Raw genomic sequence first — 22661 nt, forward strand, 5'->3', positions numbered from 1 at the left:
CATGGTGCAGCCTCTCGACTACCTCAAGGAAAGCGCCTCCCAGACGGCCGGCCCCTATGTCCACATCGGCTGCGCGCCGAATTTCGTCGGCATCCACGGCGTCTTCGAGCGCGATCTCGGTGCGGGCAAGCTTTATGACGACGCGGCGACCGGCACGCGGATCACCATTCGCGGCACGGTGTTCGATGGCGGCGGCTATCCGCTGAAGGATGCGCTGGTGGAGATCTGGCAGGCGGACGCCGCCGGGCTCTACAACAGCCCGAGCGAGACCGGCGGCGCCGCCGACCCCCATTTCATCGGCTGGGGCCGCTCGCCGGGCGACATGGACACCGGCGAATTCGTCTTCGAGACCATCAAGCCGGGTCGGGTCGCCTTCAAGGACGGCCGCTGGATGGCGCCTCATGTCACGTTCTGGATCGTCGCGCGCGGGATCAATATCGGCCTGCACACGCGGATGTATTTCCCCGAGGAAAGCGCCGCCAACGCGCAGGATCCCGTACTGGCCCGCATCGAGCACAAGGACCGGATCGCAACCCTCATCGCAAAGCCCGAGGGCGAGAACGCCTATCGTTTCGACATTCGCCTGCAGGGCGACGGCGAAACCGTGTTCTTCGACATCTGATCCGCCATGAGCCTCTCGCCCTTCGATCATCCCTTCCTGTCCGGTCTCTTCGGCGATGCCGAGGTCGCGGCGCAGTTTTCGGCAGAGGCCGACATTGCCGCCATGGTTCGCTTCGAGCGGGCCTTGGCGCTGGCGGAAGCGGAATGCGGTGTTCTCGATGCCGACATCGCGACGGCGATTGATGCGGGGCTTGCCGGTTTTTCGCCTGATATGGCGGGGCTTGCCGATGGCGTGGCAAACGACGGCGTCGTCGTTCCCGCCCTCGTTCGGCAGATGCGGGCTGCTGTGGGGGGTCCGGCGGGGGAGAAAGTACATTTCGGCGCTACGAGCCAGGATGTGATCGACACCAGCCTGATACTGCGCCTGAAGGCCGCGACCGAGGGGCTCGATGTCAGGCTTGCGGATGTGATCGGCGACCTCGATGGTCTTCTGGAGCGGGACGGAAGCCGCCTGCTGATGGGCCACACGCGCATGCAGGCCGCTATCGACATTCATGCGGGCGACCGTCTGGGTGCCTGGCGCGCACCGCTGGAGCGGACACGCTCGCGTCTTGCGCTGTTTGCCGTCGATGGCTTCGCGGTGCAGTTCGGCGGCGCGGCGGGAACGCTGGAGCGCTTCGGCGACGCCGGGCCGTCCGTGCGCGCCGCGCTCGCTAGCCGCCTCGGTCTGTCTGACCGCGCGCAGTGGCACAGCCAGCGCGACGCGATGGCCGAGTTCGCCGGGCTTTTGTCGCTGGTAACCGGCAGCCTCGGTAAGGTCGGACAGGATATTGCGCTCTTGGCCCAGGCCGGTGGCGAGATCAGCCTTGCCGGCGGCGGCGGGTCATCGGCCATGCCGCACAAGCAGAACCCGGTTGCCGCAGAGCTGCTCGTCACGCTGGCGCGCTTCAACGCGGTACAGATTTCCGCGCTCCACCAGTCGCTGGTCCATGAGCAGGAGCGCTCGGGCGCGGCGTGGATGCTGGAGTGGATGACATTGCCACCCATGGTCATGGCGACCGCGACGGCCTTGCGGACCGCACATCGGCTGTTTGGTGATCTCAGGCGTATCGGGCGGGAGCCCGGAGAGGCAGGGGATCATCTGAACTGACCTGCGAACATCGCATTGATGCGTTTGGCAAGAGGCAGGCCCCGGCCCGGGCTCTCTCCTGCTATGCGTTGATATAATTGAGTATTTGGACTGTCTGTGCTTGGAAAATCGCTGAGAAATGCTGCTTTTCGTTCTCCTCAAGCGTTGACTCTGAAATGAACTAACTGGTACAAACATTCATCGGTCGGGTTCGGGGCGGCTTGGGAGAGCTCATTCGAAACACAACCCGGCAGAACAAGGGAGCGTTCGAAGCCCTCGGGTCGCGAACGGGAGACGGCTGAAACACCGTCTCATGCCTGGCCGAGAGGCCGTGGAGGAACCATGTCTTACAGTCTCGATTTCTCGGTGGTCATCGATCGCCTGCCTGAGTTGCTTGTTGCGTGTCTCGCCACCATCGGTCTGGCGATTGCCGGCATGTCGCTGGCGACCGTCATCGGCGTTCTTGGCGTCGTGGCGCGCCGGTCTCGCTTCAAGCTGCTGCGCGGTCTGGTCATCGGCTTCGTCGAGCTGATCCGCAACACGCCCTTCCTGGTGCAGATCTTCTTCATCTTCTTCGCGCTGCCCCAACTTGGGCTGCGCCTCAATCCGACGACGACCGCCATTATCGCGCTTGCGCTGAATGGTGGCGCCTATGCGATCGAGATCATCCGCGGCGGTGTGGATGCCATTCCCAAGGGGCAGGTCGAGGCCGGTCTCGCGCTGGGCCTCGGCCGCGCGCAGATCTTCCGCCACATCATTCTCAAGCCGGCGCTGCGGGCGGTGTATCCCTCGCTCACCAGCCAGTTCATCATGCTGACGCTGACAACGTCGGTCTGCACCTCGATTGCGGCCTACGAGCTGACCTCCGTCGCCCAGAAGATCGAGGCCGACACCTTCCGGTCCTTCGAGGTCTATTTCTCGATCACGCTGCTCTACCTCGTGATTTCGTCGCTGATGATGGGCGTGTTCGGCCTCATCTCGCGCATCTCCTTCAGCTATCCGGTCAAGTGAGGGCAGGACAATGGCTACCATCGGTCCCAACGAACTGTTCTTCCTGATGCAGGGCCTGAAGTGGACGATCGCGCTGACGCTGATCGGCTTTGCAGGTGGCGGTGTCTTCGGTCTTGTCGTGTCGCTGGCCCGCACCGCCGAAGCCCCGGCCATCCGCCGCGGCGCGGCCGGCTATATCGCTATCTTCCAGGGCACGCCGCTCCTCATGCAGCTTTTCGTGGTCTACTACGGCGTGGCGCTGCTCGGCTTCAACATCGACGCCTGGATCGCGGTCGCCATCGCCTTCACGCTGCATGCCAGCGCCTTCCTTGGCGAAATCTGGCGCGGCGGCATCCAGGCCGTGCCGAAGGGGCAGACGGAAGCGGCACGTGCGCTCGGCCTGCACTACACGTCGATCATCAAGGATGTGATCCTTCCGCAGGCCTTCCGCATCTCGCTTCCGGCCACCATCGGTTTCCTGGTGCAACTCATCAAGGGCACCTCGCTCGCCGCCATCGTCGGCTTTGTCGAACTGTCGCGTGCCGGCCAGATCGTCTCCAACCAGACGTTCCGCCCGCTGACTGTCTTCGCCATCGTCGGCCTCATCTACTTCCTGATCTGCTGGCCGCTGTCCCTTTGGGGCGCCAGCGTCGAGAAGCGCCTTCAGACCGCCTCCCGTTAGGCGATCTGCTTTCGTGACCATGCCATTCATCAGCTTTTACAAGGAGGAGAACATGATGAAATCCAGCATGACTTTTGGTCGCCGCACCGTTCTTGCGCTCATGGCAGCCACTGCCGCCCTTTCCCTGATGGGTCCGGTCGGTGCTTCCGCCGGCACGCTTGAGGAGGCCAAGGCCAAGGGTAAGGTCGTGATCGGCATCCAGGGCGACAATGCGCCATGGGGCTTCGTGAATTCGAGCGGCGTCCAGGACGGCTTCGACGCCGACATCGGCAAGGCCTTTGCCAAGAGCCTGGGCCTGGAAGCCGAGTTCGTTCCGCTCGCCGTTGCCAACCGTATCCCCGCACTCGTCACCGGCAAGGTCGATGTCCTCTTCGCAACCATGGGCATGACCGCCGAGCGCGCTAAGACCATCCAGTATTCGCAGCCCTATGCCGGCAACGTGCTGTCGGTCTACGCCGCCAAGGACAAGAAGATTGCCGGCTTCGACGATCTGAAGGGTGTCTCCGTCGGCGTGCCGAAGTCCAGCGCCATGGATACCGCTCTCACGGCCGGCGCCGGCGACAAGGCCAATATCCTGCGCTTCGACGATGACGCCGCCAACATCCAGGCGATCGTTTCCGGCCAGGTGGAGGCCGTCGGTGGCAACCAGTTCTACGGCGATCGTCTGAACGCCGCCGCTGCCGACAAGTATGAGGCCAAGTTCGACCTGACGACGCTCTACAACGGGGCCGGCACCCGCCCGGGCGAGAAGGACTGGAACGAAGCCATCAACACCTTCCTCGACAAGATCAAGGCCGATGGCGAGCTGCAGGCCATCTACACCAAGTGGATGAAGCGCGAGGTTCCGAAGTTCCCGGAATCGCTGCCCGACATCCCGTTCACCGTGAAGTAAGGGAGGTTTCCATGCCGCAATCCGCCGCCTTGGCTCCGCTTATTGCCCTTGAGGGCGTCGGAAAGTGGTATGGAGCCTACCACGCCCTGAAGAACGTCAATCTAACGGTCCGCAAAGGCGAGAAGATCGTCCTTTGCGGCCCGTCCGGCTCCGGCAAGTCGACGCTGATCCGCTGCATCAACCATCTGGAGGAAATCCAGGAGGGCAAGATCATCGTCGAGGGCACCACGCTGACCGACTCCGCCCGCGCCATCGACGCGGTGCGCCGCGAAGTGGGCATGGTGTTCCAGAGCTTCAACCTCTTCCCGCACAAGACCATCATGGAAAACTGCACGCTCGCACCGATGCGTGTGAAGGGTCTTTCGAAGGCGGCCGCGGAGGAAACCGCACGCAAATATCTCGATCGCGTGCGCATTCTCGACCAGGCCGACAAATATCCTGCCCAGCTTTCGGGCGGGCAGCAGCAGCGCGCCGCGATCGCCCGGGCGCTCTGCATGGAGCCCAAGGCCATGCTCTTCGACGAGCCCACCTCGGCGCTCGATCCGGAAATGGTCAAGGAAGTTCTCGATACCATGATCGGCCTTGCCCGCGACGGCATGACCATGATCTGCGTGACCCACGAAATGGGCTTTGCCCGCCAGGTTGCCGACCGCGTCGTCTTCATGGCGTCCGGCGAGATCATCGAGGAAGGACCGCCGGAAGAGTTCTTCCGCGATCCGAAGCACCAGCGTACGCGCACCTTCCTGGGCGAAATCCTGGCGCATCACTGACGTCGGCGGCGGGCCTGCCCGCCGCGCCTTCGACGCCGCACCCCCAAGCCGCACGAACGGTTCAGATCCATGACAGAACGCACCGCCTATCGCGTCGGCCTGATCGGCGCCGACATCCAGCTTTCGAAATCGCCGGCGCTCCACATGCGCGAGGGCCGGGCCCATGGCCTCGACTATGTCTACGAACTCGTCGACATCAGCGCCCGGAACGTGCCGGAAAGCGCGCTTCCGGACCTCCTCAGCGAACTGGAAGAACGCGGCTTTGCCGGCACCAACATCACGCATCCCTTCAAGCAGGCGGTGATCCCCCATCTGGACGATCTCTCCGAAGATGCGCGTATGCTGGGCGCCGTCAATACGGTTGTCTTTTCCGACGGCAAGCGGATCGGCCACAACACGGACTGGTACGGCTTCCATGAAAGTTTCGAGCGCGGCCTGCCGGGCGCGCGGCGCGAGCGGGCACTGCTGGTCGGTGCCGGCGGCGCAGGCGTGGCCGTCGCCCATGCGGCCCTGAAACTCGGCATCGCCCGGCTCGATATCTACGACCAGGATCCCGCCCGTGCCGGCCGGCTTGCGGCCGATCTCAACGGGCGCTTCGGCGAGGGCCGTGCCGCCGTTGCCGAAGCGCCTGCCGCCGTGCTTCCCGAGGCCGACGGGCTGATCCATGCGACGCCGGTCGGCATGCCCGCCCACCCCGGCATGCCGGTTGCTGCCGATCTGATCGAGCCGCGTCATTGGGTGGCCGACATCGTCTATATGCCGCTGATCACCCAGCTTATCGCGACCGCTGCGGCGAAGGGGTGCCGCACGCTGCCCGGCGGCGGAATGGCGATCTTCCAGGCGGTCGGTGCCTTCCGCCTGTTCTGCGGGCGTGAGCCGGACGCGGAGCGGATGAGCGCGCATTTTGCCGAGATGTTCAATGCCGAGGCTGCCGCATGAGCCTCTTCTTCGTCCTCAACGGGCCGAACCTGAACCTGCTCGGCCAGCGGCAGCCGGAGATCTACGGGCGCGAGACGCTTTCCGATGTCGAGGCTGCATGCCGGGACATTGCGGCAGCGGCCGGCCATGAGATCTTCTTCGCCCAGAGCAATCGCGAGTACGAACTGATCGACTGGATCCACGAGGCCCGCGGCAAGGCTGCCGGCATCGTCATCAATCCCGGCGCATTTACGCACACATCGATCGCCATCCTCGATGCGCTAAACGCCTTCGAGGCGCCGGTGATCGAGGTGCACATCTCCAACATCCACAAGCGCGAGGTCTTCCGCCATCATTCCTACGTCTCGACACGGGCGGAAGGCGTGATTGCGGGTCTCGGAATCGAGGGCTACGGCGTGGCGCTTCGCTACCTTATCGGCCGCGAGCCTCGATAGAGCCCATATGGTCGGGCTGGAGCACATAGCGCAGCACCATTTCAGCCACATGGTGGGAGAGTTTTTCCTGCGCCTGCGGCGTGAACAGCCCATCACCGAAAATATAGGAAAACGTCGCGGCATTCGAAACGTTGAAGAAGGAGAGGGCGCTGATCTGCCAGTGCAGTTCGAGGGCGTCGACACCCTGCCGAAAGACGCCGGTCTCCTGTCCGCGCTTCAGCACCGCTTCCAGCGCCTCGATGGCCGGGCGGTTGAGGCTGCGGATCGTCTTCGACATCTGCATGTGCCGCCCGTGATGGATGTTCTCGATCATCACCATGCGGATAAAGTCCGGGTTGCGGCGGTGGTGTTCGAAGGTGTAGCGGCACAGCGCGTCGAGAGCCGCCGCCGGATCGAGGTGGTCGAGCGCAAGGCCGCTTTCGCCACCACGGACCTTGGCATAGGCCTTCTCGAGTACCTGCTGGTACAGGCCCTCCTTGTCCGAAAAATAATAGTAAATCATGCGCTTGGAGGTCTTTGTCCGTGCCGCGATCTCGTCTATGCGGGCGCCCGACAGGCCGTTCTTGGAAAACTCTTCCATCGCCACCGACAGGATGTCGCGCCTCACGCCTTCAGGATCGCGCTTGACCGTGCGGACAGGCTTCGCGTCAGTGCTGGTCGTGTCGTCGGTCATCTCTCCCCCGGTCATTTTGCAATCGCGCTTCGACGCTGTATTATTAACCAACTCGTACATAAAGCCGAAAGGTAAGGCAATATGGCCCAGTACCAGACAGGTAAGCAAATCGTTACGATGAGAACGTCGATGGCGACGGTATCGATCAGCGGCGAGTTTCCCGAGAAGCTGGCAGCGATCGCCCGCGCCGGCTTCGATGGCGTTGAGATCTTCGAAAATGACTTCCTGACCTACGACGCCTCACCGCGCGAGGTTGCCGATATCGTGCGTGATCATGGTCTCACAATCACGCTTTTCCAGCCATTCCGCGATTTCGAGGGCATGCCCGAGCCGCATCGGCGCCGCGCCTTCGAGCGGGCTGAGCGCAAGTTCGACATCATGGGCGAGCTCGGCACCGACCTGATGCTGATCTGCTCCAACGTCTCGCCGGTCTCGCTCGGCGGCATTGACCGGGCGGCGGCGGATTTCCATGAACTGGGCGAGATGGCCGCCCGGCATGGCGTGCGTGTCGGCTACGAGGCGCTGGCCTGGGGCCGTCATATCAACGACCACCGCGATGCCTGGGAGATCGTGCGGCGCACGGACCATCCGAATGTCGGCATCATTCTCGACAGTTTCCACACGTTGTCGCGCAAGATCGACCCGAATTCGATCCGCTCGATTCCGGGCGACAAGATCTTCATCGTGCAGCTTGCAGATGCCCCTCTGTTCGACATGGACCTGCTCTACTGGAGCCGCCATTTCCGCAACATGCCGGGTGAAGGCGATCTGCCTGTGGTCGAGTTCATGCGAGCCGTGGCAGCGACTGGCTATACGGGACCGCTTTCGCTCGAAATCTTCAACGATCAGTTCCGCGGCGGATCGGCCCGCGCACTGGCGGAGGACGGTCACAGGTCCCTCGTCAACCTCATGGATCGCGTTCGCCGCCACGAGCCCGACATACGCCTTGCCGTGCCCGATATGCCGGATCGTGTTGCGGCGAAGGGTGTGGAGTTCGTGGAGTTCACCTCTGCGCCAGAGGAACAGCAGAGTCTGGCCACGCTGCTCGGCACGCTCGGCTTTCGCCGCACGGCCCGGCACCGCAACCGTGCGGTCGATCTCTATACCCAGGGCGATATCCGTATCGTCATCAACACAGACAGCAGTGGTGACAGTTTCGCCGGCGCTTCCTATGCCGTCCACGGGACCAATGCCTATGCCTTCGGGCTGAAGGTGGACAATGCGGATCATGCACTGGCGCGCGCGCGCGCGCTCGGCGCACCGGTCTTTTCCGAGCCCCGCCAGCCGGGCGAAGTGGCGGTGCCGGCCATCCAGGGCGTGGGCAACGGCGTCATTTACTTCCTCGATGACCAGCCGGCCCTGACGGGCATCTGGGAAAGCGAGTTCGTGCCGCTGGCCGATGATCCTTCAACATCAGACGCGCATCTGACCCGTATCGACCATCTGGCCCAGACAACGCATTACNATCTGGGAAAGCGAGTTCGTGCCGCTGGCCGATGATCCTTCAACATCAGACGCGCATCTGACCCGTATCGACCATCTGGCCCAGACAACGCATTACGACGAGATGCTGACCTGGCTTCTCTTCTACACGTCGATTTTCTCGACGCGCCGCACGCCCATGGTCGATGTGATCGACCCGGGTGGGCTGGTGCGCAGCCAGGCGATCGAAAGCGAGCCGCAGCCGCTCTTTCGCCTGACCATGAACGGTGCCGACAATCGCAAGACCTTTGCGGGCAAGTTCCTCGCAGAAGGTTTCGGCACCAGCATCCAGCATATTGCGCTCGCCACGAATGACATCTTCGCCACGGCGAAGGCGCTGAAGGCCAATGGTTTCCAGGCGTTGCCGATTTCGCGCAACTATTACGAGGATCTGGAGGCTCGCTTTGGCCTGCAGCCCGATTTTTCGGATGCACTGCGCGAGGCGAGCATCCTCTATGATCGCGACGACAGCGGCGAGTATTTTCAGATCTACAGCCGCACCTTCGGCGAAGGCTTTTTCTTCGAGATCGTCGAGCGGCGAGGGGCCTACAACGGGTATGGCGCCATGAACGCACCGTTCCGCATTGCCGCCCAGCGCCGCTTGCTGCGGCCGGCGGGTGTGCCGAAACTTTAAGGACGGTTTCGCCGCCCGATATGCCCGAGGTGCGGGTGCACGGCCCGCTGCCGTGCGCAGGTATTTGTAGTGTTTGGTCGAAATGGACGGTTCGCGCGTTGAGGCGTCGGGCGGGGCATCGTGATGGCCCGTTCGGGCTGCAACGCGATGGAAGGAGACCGCGATGACCAAGAGAGTGAAGGCTGGCGACACGGTGACGTGGTCCACGAGCCAGGGCGAAACACGAGGCAAGGTCGTCAAGAAGCAGACAACCGACACGAAGATCATGGATCACAAGGTCAAGGCTTCCGCGGACGACCCGCAATACATCGTTGAAAGTGACAAGACCGGAAAGCGTGCCGCGCACAAGCCGGAGCAACTGCGCAAGGTCTGACCGGGCATTCAAGGCGGCCGCAGCGAAGGCGCGGCCTCCACCCCGTCGAGTCTGTGCTGTCGCCTCCGAAGATGATTTTGGTAGGACCAAAAATGCCTTTGAGAGGATACAGCGTGCCAATATTGACAACTTTGGCCGATAAGCGATATTAGATCCCGTGTTCCTCCTTCTTTTGGTTGGACCAAATGAAGGAGATGCTGGTGTCTTTCCTCAATCGCTTTTGTCTCAGGCTGTGGCGCTTCCTTCCGCTTGGTCCAGTCGTTGCCTCTGTGGGCGGGCGTCCAAACCTGCGAACGCTGAAAGGGGCATTCGCCAACGCCATAGGGATCCGGCGCGCCGCTACAAAGACAGTTCGCTTTCGCCAGTCGCATCCTGCGGCGCGGCATCGCGATCCGGTCGGTCCGGGCGCCGGCACGGTGCTCTCATCATGATATCCACAGCCGATCCGTCCGAAAGCCGCCGTGTCACCGACAGGGTCGAGCGGGCCGTGGAGGCGCTGATTGCGGAGAGGCGACTTTCGGTTGGTGACCGGCTGCCTGCGGAGCGGACACTTGCCCTGCAGTTGGGCATATCCCGCAACAGCCTGCGCGAGGCGCTGATGCGGCTTGCCGCGCGCGGGCGGATAGCCCTTCGAAGGGGCGGAAACATCATTGCCGAAGCGCCGGAAACGCGCTGGACGCATGTCACGATCGCCGATCCCCTGGCGCCGGTCGTGGCGGGCAATCCCGGCTTCGGGCAGGATGTGCTGGAGGTGCGCCGCGGGCTCGAGGGGCAGGCGGCCTATCATGCCGCGCTGCGGGCGTTGCCGGATGACATCGACGCGATCCGCCGGTGTTTCGATGCGCTCGCCGACTGTCATATCAAGGGTGACGCGGCCGCCGAGGCCCATGCGGACGCAGCCTTTCACCTTGCGATCGCCGATGCCTCGCACAATGCGGTGCTGCGCTCGGTCATGTCGAGCATGTTCGGGCTCCTGCAAAGCAGCATCTCCGAAAGCCTCGACAAGCTCTACAACGTTCCCCGAACCTTCGAGCGGTTGTCAGACCAGCATGCCGCCCTGCTTGACGCGATCGCGCGTGGGGATGCGGATGCGGCCCTGTCTGCTTCCGACGCCCATATCATCTTCGTTGCCGACACCATCCGTACCATCGACGAGGAACGGGCGCGCCGTGCGCGGGCCGACAGTCTTCGCCGCACGACCTCCCCAAGGATATGACGCCATGATCATCTCGTCGCCCACCGATTATCGCGAAGCCGCCCGCCGTCGCCTGCCTCCGTTCCTGTTCCACTACATCGATGGGGGCGCGAATGCGGAGCACACGCTGCGGCGCAACGTTTCCGATCTCTCCGACATCGCGCTTCGCCAGCGTGTTCTCAAGAATGTGGAAAGCCTCAGCCTGACGACGGAGCTTTTCGGGCGCACGCTCTCCATGCCGGTGGCGCTTGCGCCGGTTGGTCTGACGGGCATGTATGCGCGGCGCGGCGAGGTGCAGGCGGCGCGTGCAGCGACCTCGCGCGCCATTCCCTTCACGCTCTCGACCGTCTCCGTCTGCCCGATCGAGGAAGTGCAGAAGGCGACCAGCGCGCCGATCTGGTTTCAGCTCTATGTGCTCAAGGACCGCGGCTTCATGAAGAATGCGCTGGAGCGCGCCATGGCTGCGGGCATCACCACGCTCGTCTTCACCGTGGACATGCCGACGCCGGGTTCGCGCTACCGTGACGCTCATTCCGGCATGTCGGGGCCGAATGCAGCGTTCCGGCGAATGGTGCAGGCGGCGCTGCATCCGCAATGGGCCTTCGACGTCGGCCTCATGGGGCGGCCGCATGATCTCGGCAATATCTCCGCCTACCGGGGTCAGCCGACCAAACTGGAGGACTATATCGGCTGGCTTGCCAACAATTTCGATCCTTCGATTTCGTGGAAGGATCTCGAATGGATCCGGGATTTCTGGAAGGGGCCGATGATCATCAAGGGCATTCTGGATGCTGAGGATGCCCGCGACGCGGTGCGCTTTGGTGCCGATGGCATCGTCGTTTCGAACCATGGCGGACGGCAGCTTGACGGGGTGCGCTCGAGCGCGCGGGCGCTGCCCGACATTGCCGATGCGGTGAAGGGGGAGATGAAGATCCTCGCCGATTCCGGCATCCGCTCAGGCCTCGATGTGGTGCGCATGCTGGCGCTTGGCGCGGATGCGGTCATGCTCGGGCGCGCCTTCATCTACGCTCTGGCTGCAGACGGCGAGGCAGGCGTTGCCAATCTGCTTGATCTCGTCGCCAAGGAAATGCGGGTGGCGATGACGCTGACCGGAGTGCGCTCGATCGCGGAGATCGACCGGTCGTCCCTTGCCCTTTGAGGAGCTGCGAGCGACGGACATCATGAAAAAGGGCCGGTCGCATGCCGGCCCTTTTTCCTTGACGCTCAGGCGAAGGCCGCGGGGGCGATCAGCCGTTTTCCTTCGGATGCAGAGCGACCTGGCGGGCGACCGAAAGCGACAGCAGCGTGCAGACCGCGCCCGACAGGAGATAGGCACCCGATGCCGCCAGGCCGAAGGTGCTCGACAACAGCAATGCGGTGACCGGCGCGAAGCCGGCGCCGAACATCCAGGACAGGGCCGAGACGAAGGCCGAGCCGGTATAGCGGTTCCGCTGGCCGAAGAGCGATGCGACGGCGCCCGAGGACTGGGCGAAGCTGAAGCCCAGGATCGCGAAGCCGACCAGCACATAGGCTGCCTCGCCGGTCTTTCCGCCATTCAACAGGATCGGCGCGACGAGCGCGAAGCCGCCAATGGCCCAGGCGCCCCAGACAAGGATCTTCTGGCGGCCGATACGGTCCGACAGCCAGCCGGAAAACAGCATCGTCACCGTGCCGACGCAGGCGCCAAGCGCTTCGATCAGGAGGAAGGAGGCGGGCTCCTGATCCGTGTAGAGGTTGACCCAGGACAGCGGGAAGACGGTGACCATGTGGAACATGGCGAAGCTTGCCAGCGGCACGAAGATGCCGAGCAGAACCGTCCGGCCGTCTTCCTTCACGGTGCGGCCGATGCCGCTCGGCACCAGTTCCATAGTCTTGAAGAGCGCGCGGAATTCCGGCGTGGCGATAATGCGCAGGCGTGCAAAGAGCGCTACGACGTTGATCGCAAACGCGACGAAGAAGGGATAGCGCCAGCCCCACTCGAGGAAGTCCTGCTTCGGGAGGGTGGAGACAAGATAGGCAAACAGGACGGTCGCAACGGCAAGGCCGATCGGTGCGCCGAGCTGCGGGATCATCGCGTAGAAACCGCGGCGATGCTTGGCCGCAGTGACGGCGAGCAGTGGAGCCAGACCGTCCCAGGCGCCGCCGAGCGCCAGGCCCTGACCGATGCGCAGCAGCGCCAGGATCAGGATCGCCCACCAGCCGACCGTGGCATAGGAGGGAACAAGGCCCATGGCGACGGTGGAGGTGCCGAGCAGGAAAAGCGCGATGGTGAGCTTCGTGGTACGGCCATAGCGGCGGTCGAGCGACATGAAGAGCACGGTGCCGATCGGGCGCGCCACGAAGGCGAGTGCCACGAGCACGAAGGACCAGAGCGTGCCCGTCAGCGGATCGAGGAAGGGAAAGATGCGCGCCGGGAAGACCAGCACCGAGGCGATGGCGAAAACGAAGAAGTCGAAGAACTCCGAGGCGCGGCCGATGACGACGCCGACGGCGATGTCGGACGGCGAGACGTGATGCTCGTGCGCATCATTGGCAGGGCTGGGATTGTTTCCCGGACGGGACATTTCGACGCTGGTGGCCATGAATTTCAAACTCCGCGCGAGACGGTCGATGATCGGCGAGACCCATAAATAGCTGGATTTGCGGGCCTCGTCCTGTGATGATTTCTGCATGCACCAGCAGGGTCCGATTTGACAGGCGACAAATTGTCGTATGTTGCAATTGCTCAGTTCAAATTAGGTGCTCAGACGAAAACAAAGTCCGAACGACCGTCCTCCCGGTCGATGACGAGGTTAGATATGCGCCCAAACGGCCTGTTGAAGTCTTGCATCCTATTGCTTCCATTGATGTTCCTCTCCGCGTGCAAGGCGGAGGTGCTGGCTCCCTCAGGTGATGTTGCGGCGCAACAACGCGATCTCCTGGTGATGTCGACGCTCTTGATGCTGATCATCATCATTCCCGTGATGGTGCTGACGGTCTGGTTTGCGTGGCGCTACCGGGAATCGAACCGCGCCGCGGTCTACCGCCCGAACTGGGACCACTCGGCCAAGCTCGAGCTGATTATCTGGGCCGTGCCGCTGCTGATCGTGGTTTCGCTCGGTGCGCTGACCTGGGCCGGCACGCACCTTCTCGACCCCTACCGTCCGCTGGCGCGGGTCTCTTCCGAGAAGCCGCTGGACGCGCAGGAGCCGCTGCAGGTGCAGGTGGTGGCGCTCGACTGGAAGTGGCTGTTCATCTACCCGCAGTACGGCGTCGCCGCCGTCAACGAACTTGCCGTTCCCGTCGATCGCCCGGTCCAGTTCACGCTGACCTCGTCGTCGGTGATGAACGCTTTCTACATTCCCGCCATGGCCGGCATGATCTATGCCATGCCGGGCATGCAGACCACGCTGCACGGCGTCTTCAACACGGAAGGCACCTATCAGGGGCTTGCCTCGCATTATTCCGGCGCCGGCTTCTCCGGCATGCGTTTCAAGGCCAATGCGACCGACGCGGCTGCCTTCGACAAGTGGGTGGCCGATGCGCGTGCCGCGACGAAGACGCTCGATCGCCCGGCCTATCTGGAGCTTGAAAAGCCGAGCGAGAACGTCAAGCCGGAGCGCTTTGCGACTGTCGATCCCGAACTCTTCCCGCGCGTTGTCAACATGTGCGTGGAGCCCGGCAAGATCTGCATGGCCGAGATGATGGCGATCGACAAGCAGGGTGGGGCCGGACTTGCCGGTACCATCAACGTCTCGCAGCTGACCTATGACAAGCATGCGCGCCGCGGCACGCGCGAGCCGGTGTTTGGATGGGATCCCTTCCAGGTCACGGGCTTCTGCTCGACGGAAGAACTGGAGCGCATGCTCGGCGCCCAGCCGGCCTCCGCGACGATCGCGCCCGTCGACCAGACCCCGCTGCGTGGCCACGGGCTCACCCAGCCCGGCTCCCTCTTCGGTCGCAGTGCCGACCAGGCATTGACCCTCGCCGTGCCGTCCGTCGGCACCGCGTCGAAACTCTGACAGGACACGGCCATGGCCAATATCGATTATTCCACGACCCTGCTTTTCGGTCGCCTGAACTGGAGCGCCATTCCGTCCGAACCGATCGTGCTGGCGACCTTCGTCGTCGTCGCCATCGGGGGCGCGGCGGTGCTCGGCGGCCTCACCTATTTCCGTCTCTGGGGCTATCTCTGGAAGGAATGGTTCACCTCCGTCGATCACAAGAAGATCGGCATCATGTACATTATCCTGGCCCTCGTCATGCTGGTGCGCGGCTTTGCCGACGCGGTGATGATGCGCATCCAGCAGGTCTGGGCCTTCAATGGTTCGGAGGGCTATCTCAACGCCCACCATTACGACCAGATCTTCACGGCGCATGGCGTGATCATGATCTTCTTCGTGGCGATGCCCTTCGTCACGGGTCTCATGAACTATGTGGTGCCGCTGCAGATCGGCGCGCGTGACGTCTCCTTCCCCTTCCTCAACAATTTCTCGTTCTGGATGACGGTCGGCGGCGCAGTGCTGGTCATGGCCTCGCTCTTCGTCGGCGAGTTCGCGCAGACCGGCTGGCTTGCCTTCCCGCCGCTGTCGGGCATCGGCTACAGCCCATGGGTCGGGGTGGACTATTACATCTGGGGCCTGCAGGTGGCGGGTGTCGGCACGACGCTGTCGGGCATCAACCTGCTGGTCACGATCGTGAAGATGCGTGCGCCGGGCATGACGCTGATGCGCATGCCGGTCTTCACCTGGACCTCGCTGTGCACCAACATCCTCATCGTCGCCTCGTTCCCGGTGCTGACGATGACGCTGATCCTGCTGACGCTCGACCGCTACCTCGGCACCAATTTCTTCACCAATGACCTTGGTGGCAATCCGATGATGTACATCAACCTCATCTGGATCTGGGGCCACCCGGAAGTGTACATCCTGATCCTGCCGCTTTTCGGTGTTTTCTCGGAAGTCACCTCCACCTTCTGCGGCAAGCGGCTGTTCGGCTATTCCTCGATGGTCTACGCCACCGTCTGCATCACCGTTCTCAGCTACCTCGTCTGGCTGCACCACTTCTTCACCATGGGCTCGGGCGCCTCGGTCAATGCCTTCTTCGGCATCACGACCATGATCATCTCGGTGCCGACGGGCGCGAAGATCTTCAACTGGCTCTTCACCATGTATCAGGGCCGGGTGCGCTACGACCTGCCCATGATGTGGACGGTCGCCTTCATGCTTACCTTCACGGTCGGCGGGATGACCGGCGTGCTTCTCGCCGTGCCGCCGGCGGACTTCGTGCTGCACAACTCGCTGTTCCTGATCGCCCACTTCCACAATGTGATCATCGGCGGCGTGCTGTTCGGCTGCTTTGCCGCGATCGCCTACTGGTGGCCGAAGGCCTTCGGCTTCAAGCTCAACGTCTTCTGGGGCAAGGTGTCCTTCTGGTGCTGGGTCGTGGGCTTCTGGGCCGCCTTCATGCCGCTCTATGTGCTCGGCCTGATGGGCGTCACCCGCCGCATGCGCGTGTTCGACGATCCGGATCTGCGCATCTGGTTCATCATCGCGGCGCTTGGCGCGGCGCTGATCGCCTGCGGTATCGCGGCCTTCTTCGTGCAGATCGGTGTGTCGATCTGGAAGCGGAAGGAAAACCCGGACCTTTCGGGCGACCCCTGGGATGGCCGTACGCTGGAGTGGGCGACCTCCTCGCCGCCCCCGGCCTACAACTTCGCCTTCACCCCGGTCGTCCATGGTCTGGACGCCTGGGCGGAGATGAAAGAGCAGGGCCAGAAGCGTCCGAAGGCTGCCTATATCCCGATCCACATGCCGCGCTATACCGGCACGGGCGTCATCCTCGCCGGCCTCTCGACGGTCTGCGGCTTCGCGCTGGTCTGGTACATCTGGTGGCTGGCAGCGCTTGCCTTCCTCGGCATCATCGTCGTGGCGATCGCGCACACCTTCAACTATGACCGCGACTACTATGTCCCGGTCGAAGAGGTCTCGGCCGTCGAAGGCGAACGCGACCTGCAACTTGCCAAGCTCGGAGCCTGATCGACATGAGCACAACCGCCCATTCCTCGGCTGCCGCCATTTCCTACTGGGAAACCGAGCCGCATCATCATCCGGAAGGCGCGTCCACGAGCCTCGGCTTCTGGATCTACCTGATGAGCGACTGCCTGATGTTCGCCGTGCTGTTTGCCGTCTTCGGCGTGCTCGGGCAGAGCTATGCGGCCGGCCCGGGTCCGAAGGTTCTCTTCGACCTGACGCTGGTTGCGATCAACACGGCCTTCCTGCTCGTCTCGTCCATCACCTTCGGCTTTGCGATGCTCGCCATGCATGAGGGGCGCCAGTCGCGCATGCAGGCATGGCTCTTCGTGACGCTGCTGTTCGGCCTCGCCTTCCTCGCGGTCGAGCTCTACGAGTTCCACCACCTGATCGAGGAGGGTGCCGGTCCGCAGCGCTCGGCCTTCCTGTCCTCCTTCTTCGCGCTGGTCGGCACGCACGGGCTGCACGTCACCTTCGGCTCCATCTGGCTGGTAACGCTGATGGTTCAGATCAACCGCAAGGGTCTCATTCCCGCCAACCAGCGGCGGATGAATTGCCTGAGCATGTTCTGGCACTTTCTGGACGTGATCTGGATCGGTGTCTTCACCTTCGTCTATCTCCTGGGGATGATCTGATGTCGACGCATTCCATCGAGCCGCACAGCCACCACGAGGGTGCCTCGCATGACGGTCACGACCATGGCAGCTACAAGTCCTACATCACGGGCTTCGTACTGTCGGTCATCCTGACCGCCATTCCCTTCGCCATCGTCATGACCGGCGGCTTTGAAAGCCGCGCGGTGACGGCGGTCATCGTGATCGCCTTCGCGGTCGCGCAGATCCTCGTGCACATGGTGTACTTCCTGCATATGAACAGCCGCTCTGACGAGGGCTGGACGATGCTGTCGATGATCTTCACCGTCATCGTCGTCGTTATCATGCTCGCGGGTTCGCTGTGGGTCATGTACCACCTCAACACCAACATGATGCCGCAGATGGATCACAGCCAGATGCAGGGCATGGGTTCCTGATGCCACGGGCTGGCGCGCAGATGCGGCGAAAGGGCCTCCTTTTCGGCGTCGGCGCGCTGGTCGTCCTTCTGCTCTTCGGGCTCGGCGTCTGGCAGGTCCAGCGCCTTGCCTGGAAGACCGCGCTCATCGCCCGCGTCGAGCAGGGGCTGTCGGCCGCTCCCGTCGCAGCTCCGGGGCCCGAGAGCTGGTCCGGTCTTGCCTTCGATATGGACGAGTACCGCCGCATCACGGTGACCGGGCGCTACCTGCCATCCGCGGATGTTCTGGTGCAGGCCGTCACGACGCGCGGTCCCGGCTTCTGGGTCATGACGCCGTTCAAGGCGGATGCCGGCTTTACCCTCTTCATCAATCGCGGCTTCATACCTGCCGATCGCCGCGAACCGGCCGACCGCCCCGTGCCGCAGGACACGCAAAGCCTGACCGGTCTCCTCCGCCTGACGCAGCCGAACGGCGCCTTCCTCAGGTCCAACGATCCGGCCGCCGGGCGCTGGTTCTCGCGCGATACGGCGGCGATGGGCGATGCGCTCGGCATCGGTGCGGTTGCGCCATACTTCCTCGATGCCGACAGGGCGCCGGATGGCGACACGTTGCCGATCGGCGGCTTGACGGTGGTGACTTTCCCCAACAATCACCTGAGCTATGCGATCACCTGGTTCGTCATGGCCGGCGGGCTTGCCTTCCTGCTCTGGCGGGTGCGCCGCCACGCGGATTGAGCGTGTCGCGGCGGCATTGGCGGAACCTGCTCGGAAGCCTTACATTGTGCTCCTGATTTGCTCGCCGCGATGGCTGCGGGCCGTGAGAGGAGTGTCATCGTGAGTGTTGCCTTCGTGAAGGAAGAGAGTGCCGAGGCTGCCTCGGAGACCCAGCTTCCGGATCGCCCGATTTCTCCGCATGCCAATCTCGTCACTGCGAACGGCTTGAAGATGCTGGAGGCCGAGCTCGAGACGGCGCGCGCGGCGGCGGAAGCGGCCATGGCGATCGACGACATCAACGAGCGTCGGCGTCAGTCGGCCCATCCCCTGCGGGACCTACGCTATTTCACCGAGCGGGTGCGTACTGCCGAAGTCATCCCGGCGCCGGAGACCACGGACAAGGTCGCCTTTGGCAGCCACGTGACTTTCGAGCGCGAGGACGGCCGCGTGCAGGCCTACCGGATCGTGGGCGAGGATGAGGCGGACCCGAAGGCCGGCACGCTCTCCTATGTCTCGCCGGTCGCGAGACTGCTGATGGGTCGGGCGGTCGGGGATGTCGTGACCCTGAACGGGCAGGAGCTCGAGATCACAGCCATCTCCTGACGGGCTTCCGACACGCACAAAAAGAGGACCGGATGGGAGGGCATCCGGTCCTCAAGGTTGAGCGACGCTTTTTTCAGACATCGTGCTCGCGCAAAGCCGCTGATGCGACGTGGCTCGACAATGCCCGGTTGGCTCTTGCGTCAGCTCTTCACGGACCCCGCCGTCATGCCGGCGAGGAAATAGCGCTGGGCGACGAGGTAGAGCACCAGCAGCGGCAGCGATCCCAGCACGCTCATGGCCATCATCTCGTTCCACTCGAAGGCATGCTGGCCCATCAGCAGCTGGATGCCGATCGGCACGGTGCGAAGATCCATGGACTTCGTCAGGGTCAGTGCGAAGAGGAACTCGTTCCAGGCGAGCAGGAAGGTATAGACCCCCGTCGCGACGATGCCCGGGATGGAAACGGGCACGATCACGCGCCACAGGGCCGTCCAGCTCGATCCGCCATCCACGAGAACGGCCTCGTCCAGCTCCTTTGGCAGCGTATTGAGGTAGCCCGTCATCAGCAGCACGGCATAGGGCAGGGTGAAGACCAGGTAAGTCAGGATCAACGCGAAATAAGTGTCGAAGATCCGGAACGCGACGACCATGCCGAAGTAGGGAATGAGGAGCGTGATCGGCGGCACCGTCTGGGTGGAGATGATGAAGATGTTCAGCACGTTCTTGAAGCGGAACTGGTAGCGGCTGAAGCCGTAGGCCGTCAGGATCGCGATGACGAGTGTCAGCGCCGTTACCACGCCGGCGACGAAGTAGCTGTTGATGAAGAAACGGACCTTGGTCGGATCGTTGAAGATGGTCATGTAGGCGGCGAGCGTGAAATTCTCCGGCAGCAGGCGCGGCGGCAGTGCGAAGATCTCCGTGTTCGACTTCAGCGAGGTGAAGAACATCCAGACGATGGGGAAGGCCGCGAAGACGAGGCCGATCGCCAGCCCGAGCCAGGTGAGCAGGGTCGGCAGGACATGGGATTTGAACGAGCGTTTGCGGGCCATCTCTTACCTCGCCTGCTGATGCTTGATGTAGAAGTAGGTCACGCTCATCGAGATGATGAGAATGATGATGGCGCTCGCCGATGCCAACGAGAATTCGTACTGCGCGAAGGCCAGCTTGTAGGTGAAGGTCGAGAGCATCTCGGTCGAATAGATCGGGCCGCCGCCGGTGGTCATCCACACGAGCGGGAAGACCTGCATGGTCCAGATGAAATCGAGCAGCGCAATCGAGATGATGATCGGCATGAGCTGCGGAATGGTGATGTACCAGAACTTCTGCACCTCGTTGGCGCCGTCGATGCCAGCGGCCTCATAAAGTTCCTTGGAGATGCCCTGCAGGCCGGCGAGCAGGCTGACCATGAAGAGCGGATAGCCAGCCCAGATGTTGGCAAAGGTCAGGGCATGGATGGCTGTCTTTGTCGAGGAGAACCACTCCACCTTGAAGTCGATGATGTGCAGCGCCATCAGCACGCTGTTGACCACGCCGTTGGGGTCGAGCAGCAGGCGCCAGATGATGGCGATGATGACGGCGGTGAAGAGCCAGGGCAGGATGAAGAGCACGCGCAGGATGCTGCGGATCAGCGGATCGATGCGGTTGCTGTTCAAGAGGATCGCGAAGGCAAGCCCGATGACGAGGTGGAAGACCACGCTCATCACGGTGAAATAGAGGGTCTGCCACAGGGACTGCCAGAAGACCGGGTTTTCGAAGATGGTGACGTAGTTGGCAAGCCCCGCGAAGGCGGCGTCCTTCTTCATGATGGCGCCATCCATCAGGGAGTAGCGCACCACCATGATCATGGGGAACAGCATCAGGAGAACGAGCAGCGCTGTCGCCGGGGAGACGTAGAGATAGGGCGTGAGCTTGCGCAGCAGCTTGGTGCCGGCGGTCGCCTTGCGGCGCATCCGCGGGGACGCGGCGGCGATGGCTGGGGCGGAGCGGGTCATGAGCATCAGTCTTTCCGATGGTGCAGGCCGGCGGACCGATGGCGTCGTGCCGTCGGTTGAGGCCGGGCGGAAACGGAAGGGGCCGACGGCGTCTCATTCGCCGCCGGCCGTCTCGATGTTCAGGTGATCAGAACTTTGCGAGCCAGGCCTTGTTGGCATTGGCGGCTGCATCCTTGGCGGACTGGCCGCCGTCGAACATCTTCTGCACTTCGACGTTCAGGTCGCGCATCAGCTCTTCTGCGACCGGCAGGCCGACAAACTCGTTTGCCGGATAGCCGCTCTGGTAGATCTTGAAGGCTTCGGCGAAGATCGGGTCGGCGGCCACAAAGTCGGGCTTGGCGTTGACGTTGCCCGGGAAGGCGTTGGCGATGGAGACCAGCTTGCCGTTGATCTCGGCGCTCATCAGGAATTCGACGAGCTTCCAGGCTTCTTCCTTGTGAGCGCTGCCTTCGCTGACGCCGATGCCCCAGGAGGCATAGGGCATGCCGCGCTTGCCTTCATAGCCATCCTTGGCGGGCAGGGCGGAGAGGCCGAACTTGAGGTTCGGATTGCGCTCGCGGATCAGGTTCACGTGGGCAAGCGAGTCGACCATCATGCCGACGCGGCCGTTGACGAATTCCTCGACCTTGTCCTGTTCCTTCTTGGCGAAGATGCCGGGCGAGATCACGCCGTCCTTGTTGAGCTTCTCGATATACTCGAGCGTGCCAACGACATTCTCGTTCTCGAGATCCGGCTTGCCGTCCTTCAGCATCGTGCCACCGGATGCCCAGACCCAGGACATCACGTCGTTCTGGATGCCGCTCGGCGACTGCAGCGACAGCGGCAGAACCCAGCCATACTGGTTCTTGGAAGCGTCCGTCATCTTCTTGGCGGCCTCCTCGAACTCGGTTCGCGTCGAGGGCATCTTGTCGACGCCGGCGGCCTTGGCGAGATCAAGGTTGACGAAGACCGGGTAGACGAAGGAGGCGACGGGGAACATGTAGCTCTTGCCATCGACCTTCACGATGTCGGCGATCTGGCTCTTGTCGTAGTTCGCCTTGGTCATGAGTTCGTCGAGCGAGGCAATGGCGCCCTGCTTGGCGAGGCCGTTGACCCAGGCTCCGTCGAGGCCGACGACATCGCTCAGCGTGCCCGAGGCAGCGCCAACGACGATCTGGTCGCGGGTCGTCGCATAGGGGCCGCTGACCAGCTTGACCTTGATGCCGGGGTTCTTGGCTTCGAACTCATCGACGAGGCCACGCAGCGCGCCGGCCGGCAGCTCCGGCTCCCACCACTGGATGAACTCGATCGTGGTGTCGGCCATTGCTGCGGTGGCGCAGAGCGCCCATACCGCTGCTGCGGCCTTCATCGTTCTGCTGAATGATTTGAAGTTCATGATCGCCTCCCGTTGAAACTTTTGTTTCGATCCTCCCAGATCGCGGGGCAAAGTAGGGTCCCGCCGGGGGTGGGCTGTCAACGTCGGCAAGCATCCGAAACGGCTCCGCAAAGCCGAAAAAACGGATAATTTTCTCTTAGGCTCATGATTTCAAACGGATAAAATTTTTTACGCGCGGTACATTTTCGGGTTCTGTCGATATTGCTTGCGATGGATTTTTTCTTTACATTCGTAAACAAATGAAAGTTTGCCCAAACAAACGAAA

Annotated in this window: 22 protein-coding genes and 1 pseudogene; 18 read left to right on the top strand and 5 right to left on the bottom strand. The window is 62.9% G+C overall.

Annotation, left to right across the window (positions count from 1 at the left end):
• Position 1 precedes the first annotated feature (1 nt).
• The 8 genes from pcaG to aroQ all read left to right on the top strand — a co-directional run bounded on the left by pcaG (position 2) and on the right by aroQ (position 6397).
• Positions 2-622, top strand: coding sequence for a protocatechuate 3,4-dioxygenase subunit alpha (pcaG, locus tag ACED18_RS15180; protein WP_377293687.1), 621 nt, complete (start codon positions 2-4; stop codon positions 620-622).
• A gap of 6 nt (positions 623-628) precedes the next feature.
• Positions 629-1711, top strand: a complete 1083-nt coding sequence (locus tag ACED18_RS15185) for a 3-carboxy-cis,cis-muconate cycloisomerase (protein WP_377293689.1) — start codon at positions 629-631, stop codon at positions 1709-1711.
• A gap of 321 nt (positions 1712-2032) precedes the next feature.
• Positions 2033-2701 (top strand): amino acid ABC transporter permease, encoded by a 669-nt coding sequence (locus ACED18_RS15190; protein ID WP_377293691.1) that lies wholly within the window; start codon positions 2033-2035, stop codon positions 2699-2701.
• Positions 2702-2711: 10 nt separating this feature from the next.
• Positions 2712-3362, top strand: a complete 651-nt coding sequence (locus ACED18_RS15195) for an amino acid ABC transporter permease (protein WP_377293693.1) — start codon at positions 2712-2714, stop codon at positions 3360-3362.
• A 52-nt stretch (positions 3363-3414) separates the two neighbouring features.
• A complete protein-coding gene (locus tag ACED18_RS15200) occupies positions 3415-4254 on the top strand; it encodes a transporter substrate-binding domain-containing protein (protein ID WP_377293695.1) in 840 nt (279 codons plus the stop codon).
• A gap of 11 nt (positions 4255-4265) precedes the next feature.
• Positions 4266-5024, top strand: coding sequence for an amino acid ABC transporter ATP-binding protein (locus ACED18_RS15205; RefSeq protein ID WP_377293697.1), 759 nt, complete (start codon positions 4266-4268; stop codon positions 5022-5024).
• A 69-nt stretch (positions 5025-5093) separates the two neighbouring features.
• Entirely contained in the window at positions 5094-5963 is an 870-nt protein-coding gene (locus tag ACED18_RS15210; protein ID WP_377293700.1) for a shikimate dehydrogenase, read from the top strand.
• A complete protein-coding gene (aroQ, locus tag ACED18_RS15215) occupies positions 5960-6397 on the top strand; it encodes a type II 3-dehydroquinate dehydratase (RefSeq protein ID WP_377293702.1) in 438 nt (145 codons plus the stop codon). Before ACED18_RS15210 ends, aroQ begins: the two co-directional genes overlap by 4 nt.
• Here aroQ and ACED18_RS15220 read toward each other — a convergent pair.
• Positions 6375-7070 carry a TetR/AcrR family transcriptional regulator gene (locus ACED18_RS15220; RefSeq protein ID WP_377293704.1) on the bottom strand — a complete coding sequence of 232 codons (696 nt, stop codon included), beginning with the start codon at positions 7068-7070 and terminating at the stop codon, positions 6375-6377. The two genes, aroQ and ACED18_RS15220, sit on opposite strands and share 23 nt — an antisense overlap.
• A gap of 117 nt (positions 7071-7187) precedes the next feature.
• Here ACED18_RS15220 and ACED18_RS15225 point away from each other — a divergent pair.
• From ACED18_RS15225 to lldD, 4 genes and pseudogenes are all read left to right on the top strand, one after another.
• Positions 7188-9186 (top strand): annotated as a pseudogene (locus ACED18_RS15225) (bifunctional sugar phosphate isomerase/epimerase/4-hydroxyphenylpyruvate dioxygenase family protein).
• Between the two features lie 163 nt (positions 9187-9349).
• On the top strand, positions 9350-9559 hold the full coding sequence (locus ACED18_RS15230) for a DUF2945 domain-containing protein (protein WP_377293706.1): 210 nt from the start codon (positions 9350-9352) through the stop codon (positions 9557-9559).
• Positions 9560-9986: 427 nt separating this feature from the next.
• Entirely contained in the window at positions 9987-10775 is a 789-nt protein-coding gene (locus tag ACED18_RS15235; protein ID WP_377293708.1) for an FCD domain-containing protein, read from the top strand.
• 4 nt (positions 10776-10779) lie between these two features.
• Positions 10780-11913, top strand: coding sequence for an FMN-dependent L-lactate dehydrogenase LldD (gene lldD / locus ACED18_RS15240; RefSeq protein WP_377293710.1), 1134 nt, complete (start codon positions 10780-10782; stop codon positions 11911-11913).
• Positions 11914-12001: 88 nt separating this feature from the next.
• Here lldD and ACED18_RS15245 read toward each other — a convergent pair whose 3' ends face one another.
• Entirely contained in the window at positions 12002-13318 is a 1317-nt protein-coding gene (locus ACED18_RS15245) for an MFS transporter (protein WP_377293852.1), read from the bottom strand.
• A gap of 234 nt (positions 13319-13552) precedes the next feature.
• Between ACED18_RS15245 and cyoA the strand changes: the two genes are divergently transcribed.
• The 6 genes from cyoA to greA all read left to right on the top strand — a co-directional run bounded on the left by cyoA (position 13553) and on the right by greA (position 19090).
• Positions 13553-14755, top strand: coding sequence for a ubiquinol oxidase subunit II (cyoA, locus tag ACED18_RS15250; protein WP_377293712.1), 1203 nt, complete (start codon positions 13553-13555; stop codon positions 14753-14755).
• 12 nt (positions 14756-14767) lie between these two features.
• The gene (gene cyoB / locus ACED18_RS15255) at positions 14768-16771 is read left to right on the top strand and encodes a cytochrome o ubiquinol oxidase subunit I (RefSeq protein WP_377293714.1); all 2004 of its coding nucleotides are present in this window, start codon (positions 14768-14770) and stop codon (positions 16769-16771) included.
• Between the two features lie 5 nt (positions 16772-16776).
• Positions 16777-17400, top strand: coding sequence for a cytochrome o ubiquinol oxidase subunit III (cyoC, locus tag ACED18_RS15260; RefSeq protein WP_377293716.1), 624 nt, complete (start codon positions 16777-16779; stop codon positions 17398-17400).
• A complete protein-coding gene (gene cyoD, locus ACED18_RS15265; RefSeq protein WP_377293718.1) occupies positions 17400-17795 on the top strand; it encodes a cytochrome o ubiquinol oxidase subunit IV in 396 nt (131 codons plus the stop codon). The genes cyoC and cyoD overlap by 1 nt, the downstream gene beginning before the upstream one ends.
• On the top strand, positions 17795-18508 hold the full coding sequence (locus ACED18_RS15270; protein WP_377293720.1) for an SURF1 family protein: 714 nt from the start codon (positions 17795-17797) through the stop codon (positions 18506-18508). Before cyoD ends, ACED18_RS15270 begins: the two co-directional genes overlap by 1 nt.
• 99 nt (positions 18509-18607) lie before the next feature.
• Complete coding sequence (gene greA / locus ACED18_RS15275; protein ID WP_377293722.1) at positions 18608-19090, top strand: transcription elongation factor GreA; 483 nt, start codon at positions 18608-18610, stop codon at positions 19088-19090.
• A gap of 140 nt (positions 19091-19230) precedes the next feature.
• Here greA and ACED18_RS15280 read toward each other — a convergent pair whose 3' ends face one another.
• The 3 genes from ACED18_RS15280 to ACED18_RS15290 all read right to left on the bottom strand — a co-directional run bounded on the left by ACED18_RS15280 (position 19231) and on the right by ACED18_RS15290 (position 22396).
• Positions 19231-20079, bottom strand: coding sequence for a carbohydrate ABC transporter permease (locus tag ACED18_RS15280; protein ID WP_377293724.1), 849 nt, complete (start codon positions 20077-20079; stop codon positions 19231-19233).
• A 3-nt stretch (positions 20080-20082) separates the two neighbouring features.
• Positions 20083-21021, bottom strand: coding sequence for a carbohydrate ABC transporter permease (locus ACED18_RS15285; protein ID WP_377293854.1), 939 nt, complete (start codon positions 21019-21021; stop codon positions 20083-20085).
• Positions 21022-21148: 127 nt separating this feature from the next.
• Positions 21149-22396 carry an ABC transporter substrate-binding protein gene (locus ACED18_RS15290; RefSeq protein WP_377293726.1) on the bottom strand — a complete coding sequence of 416 codons (1248 nt, stop codon included), beginning with the start codon at positions 22394-22396 and terminating at the stop codon, positions 21149-21151.
• Between the last annotated feature and the right edge of the window lie 265 nt (positions 22397-22661).

This window comes from Rhizobium sp. SG2393 (genome assembly GCF_042610495.1).
Taxonomy (GTDB): Bacteria; Pseudomonadota; Alphaproteobacteria; order Rhizobiales; family Rhizobiaceae; genus RU20A.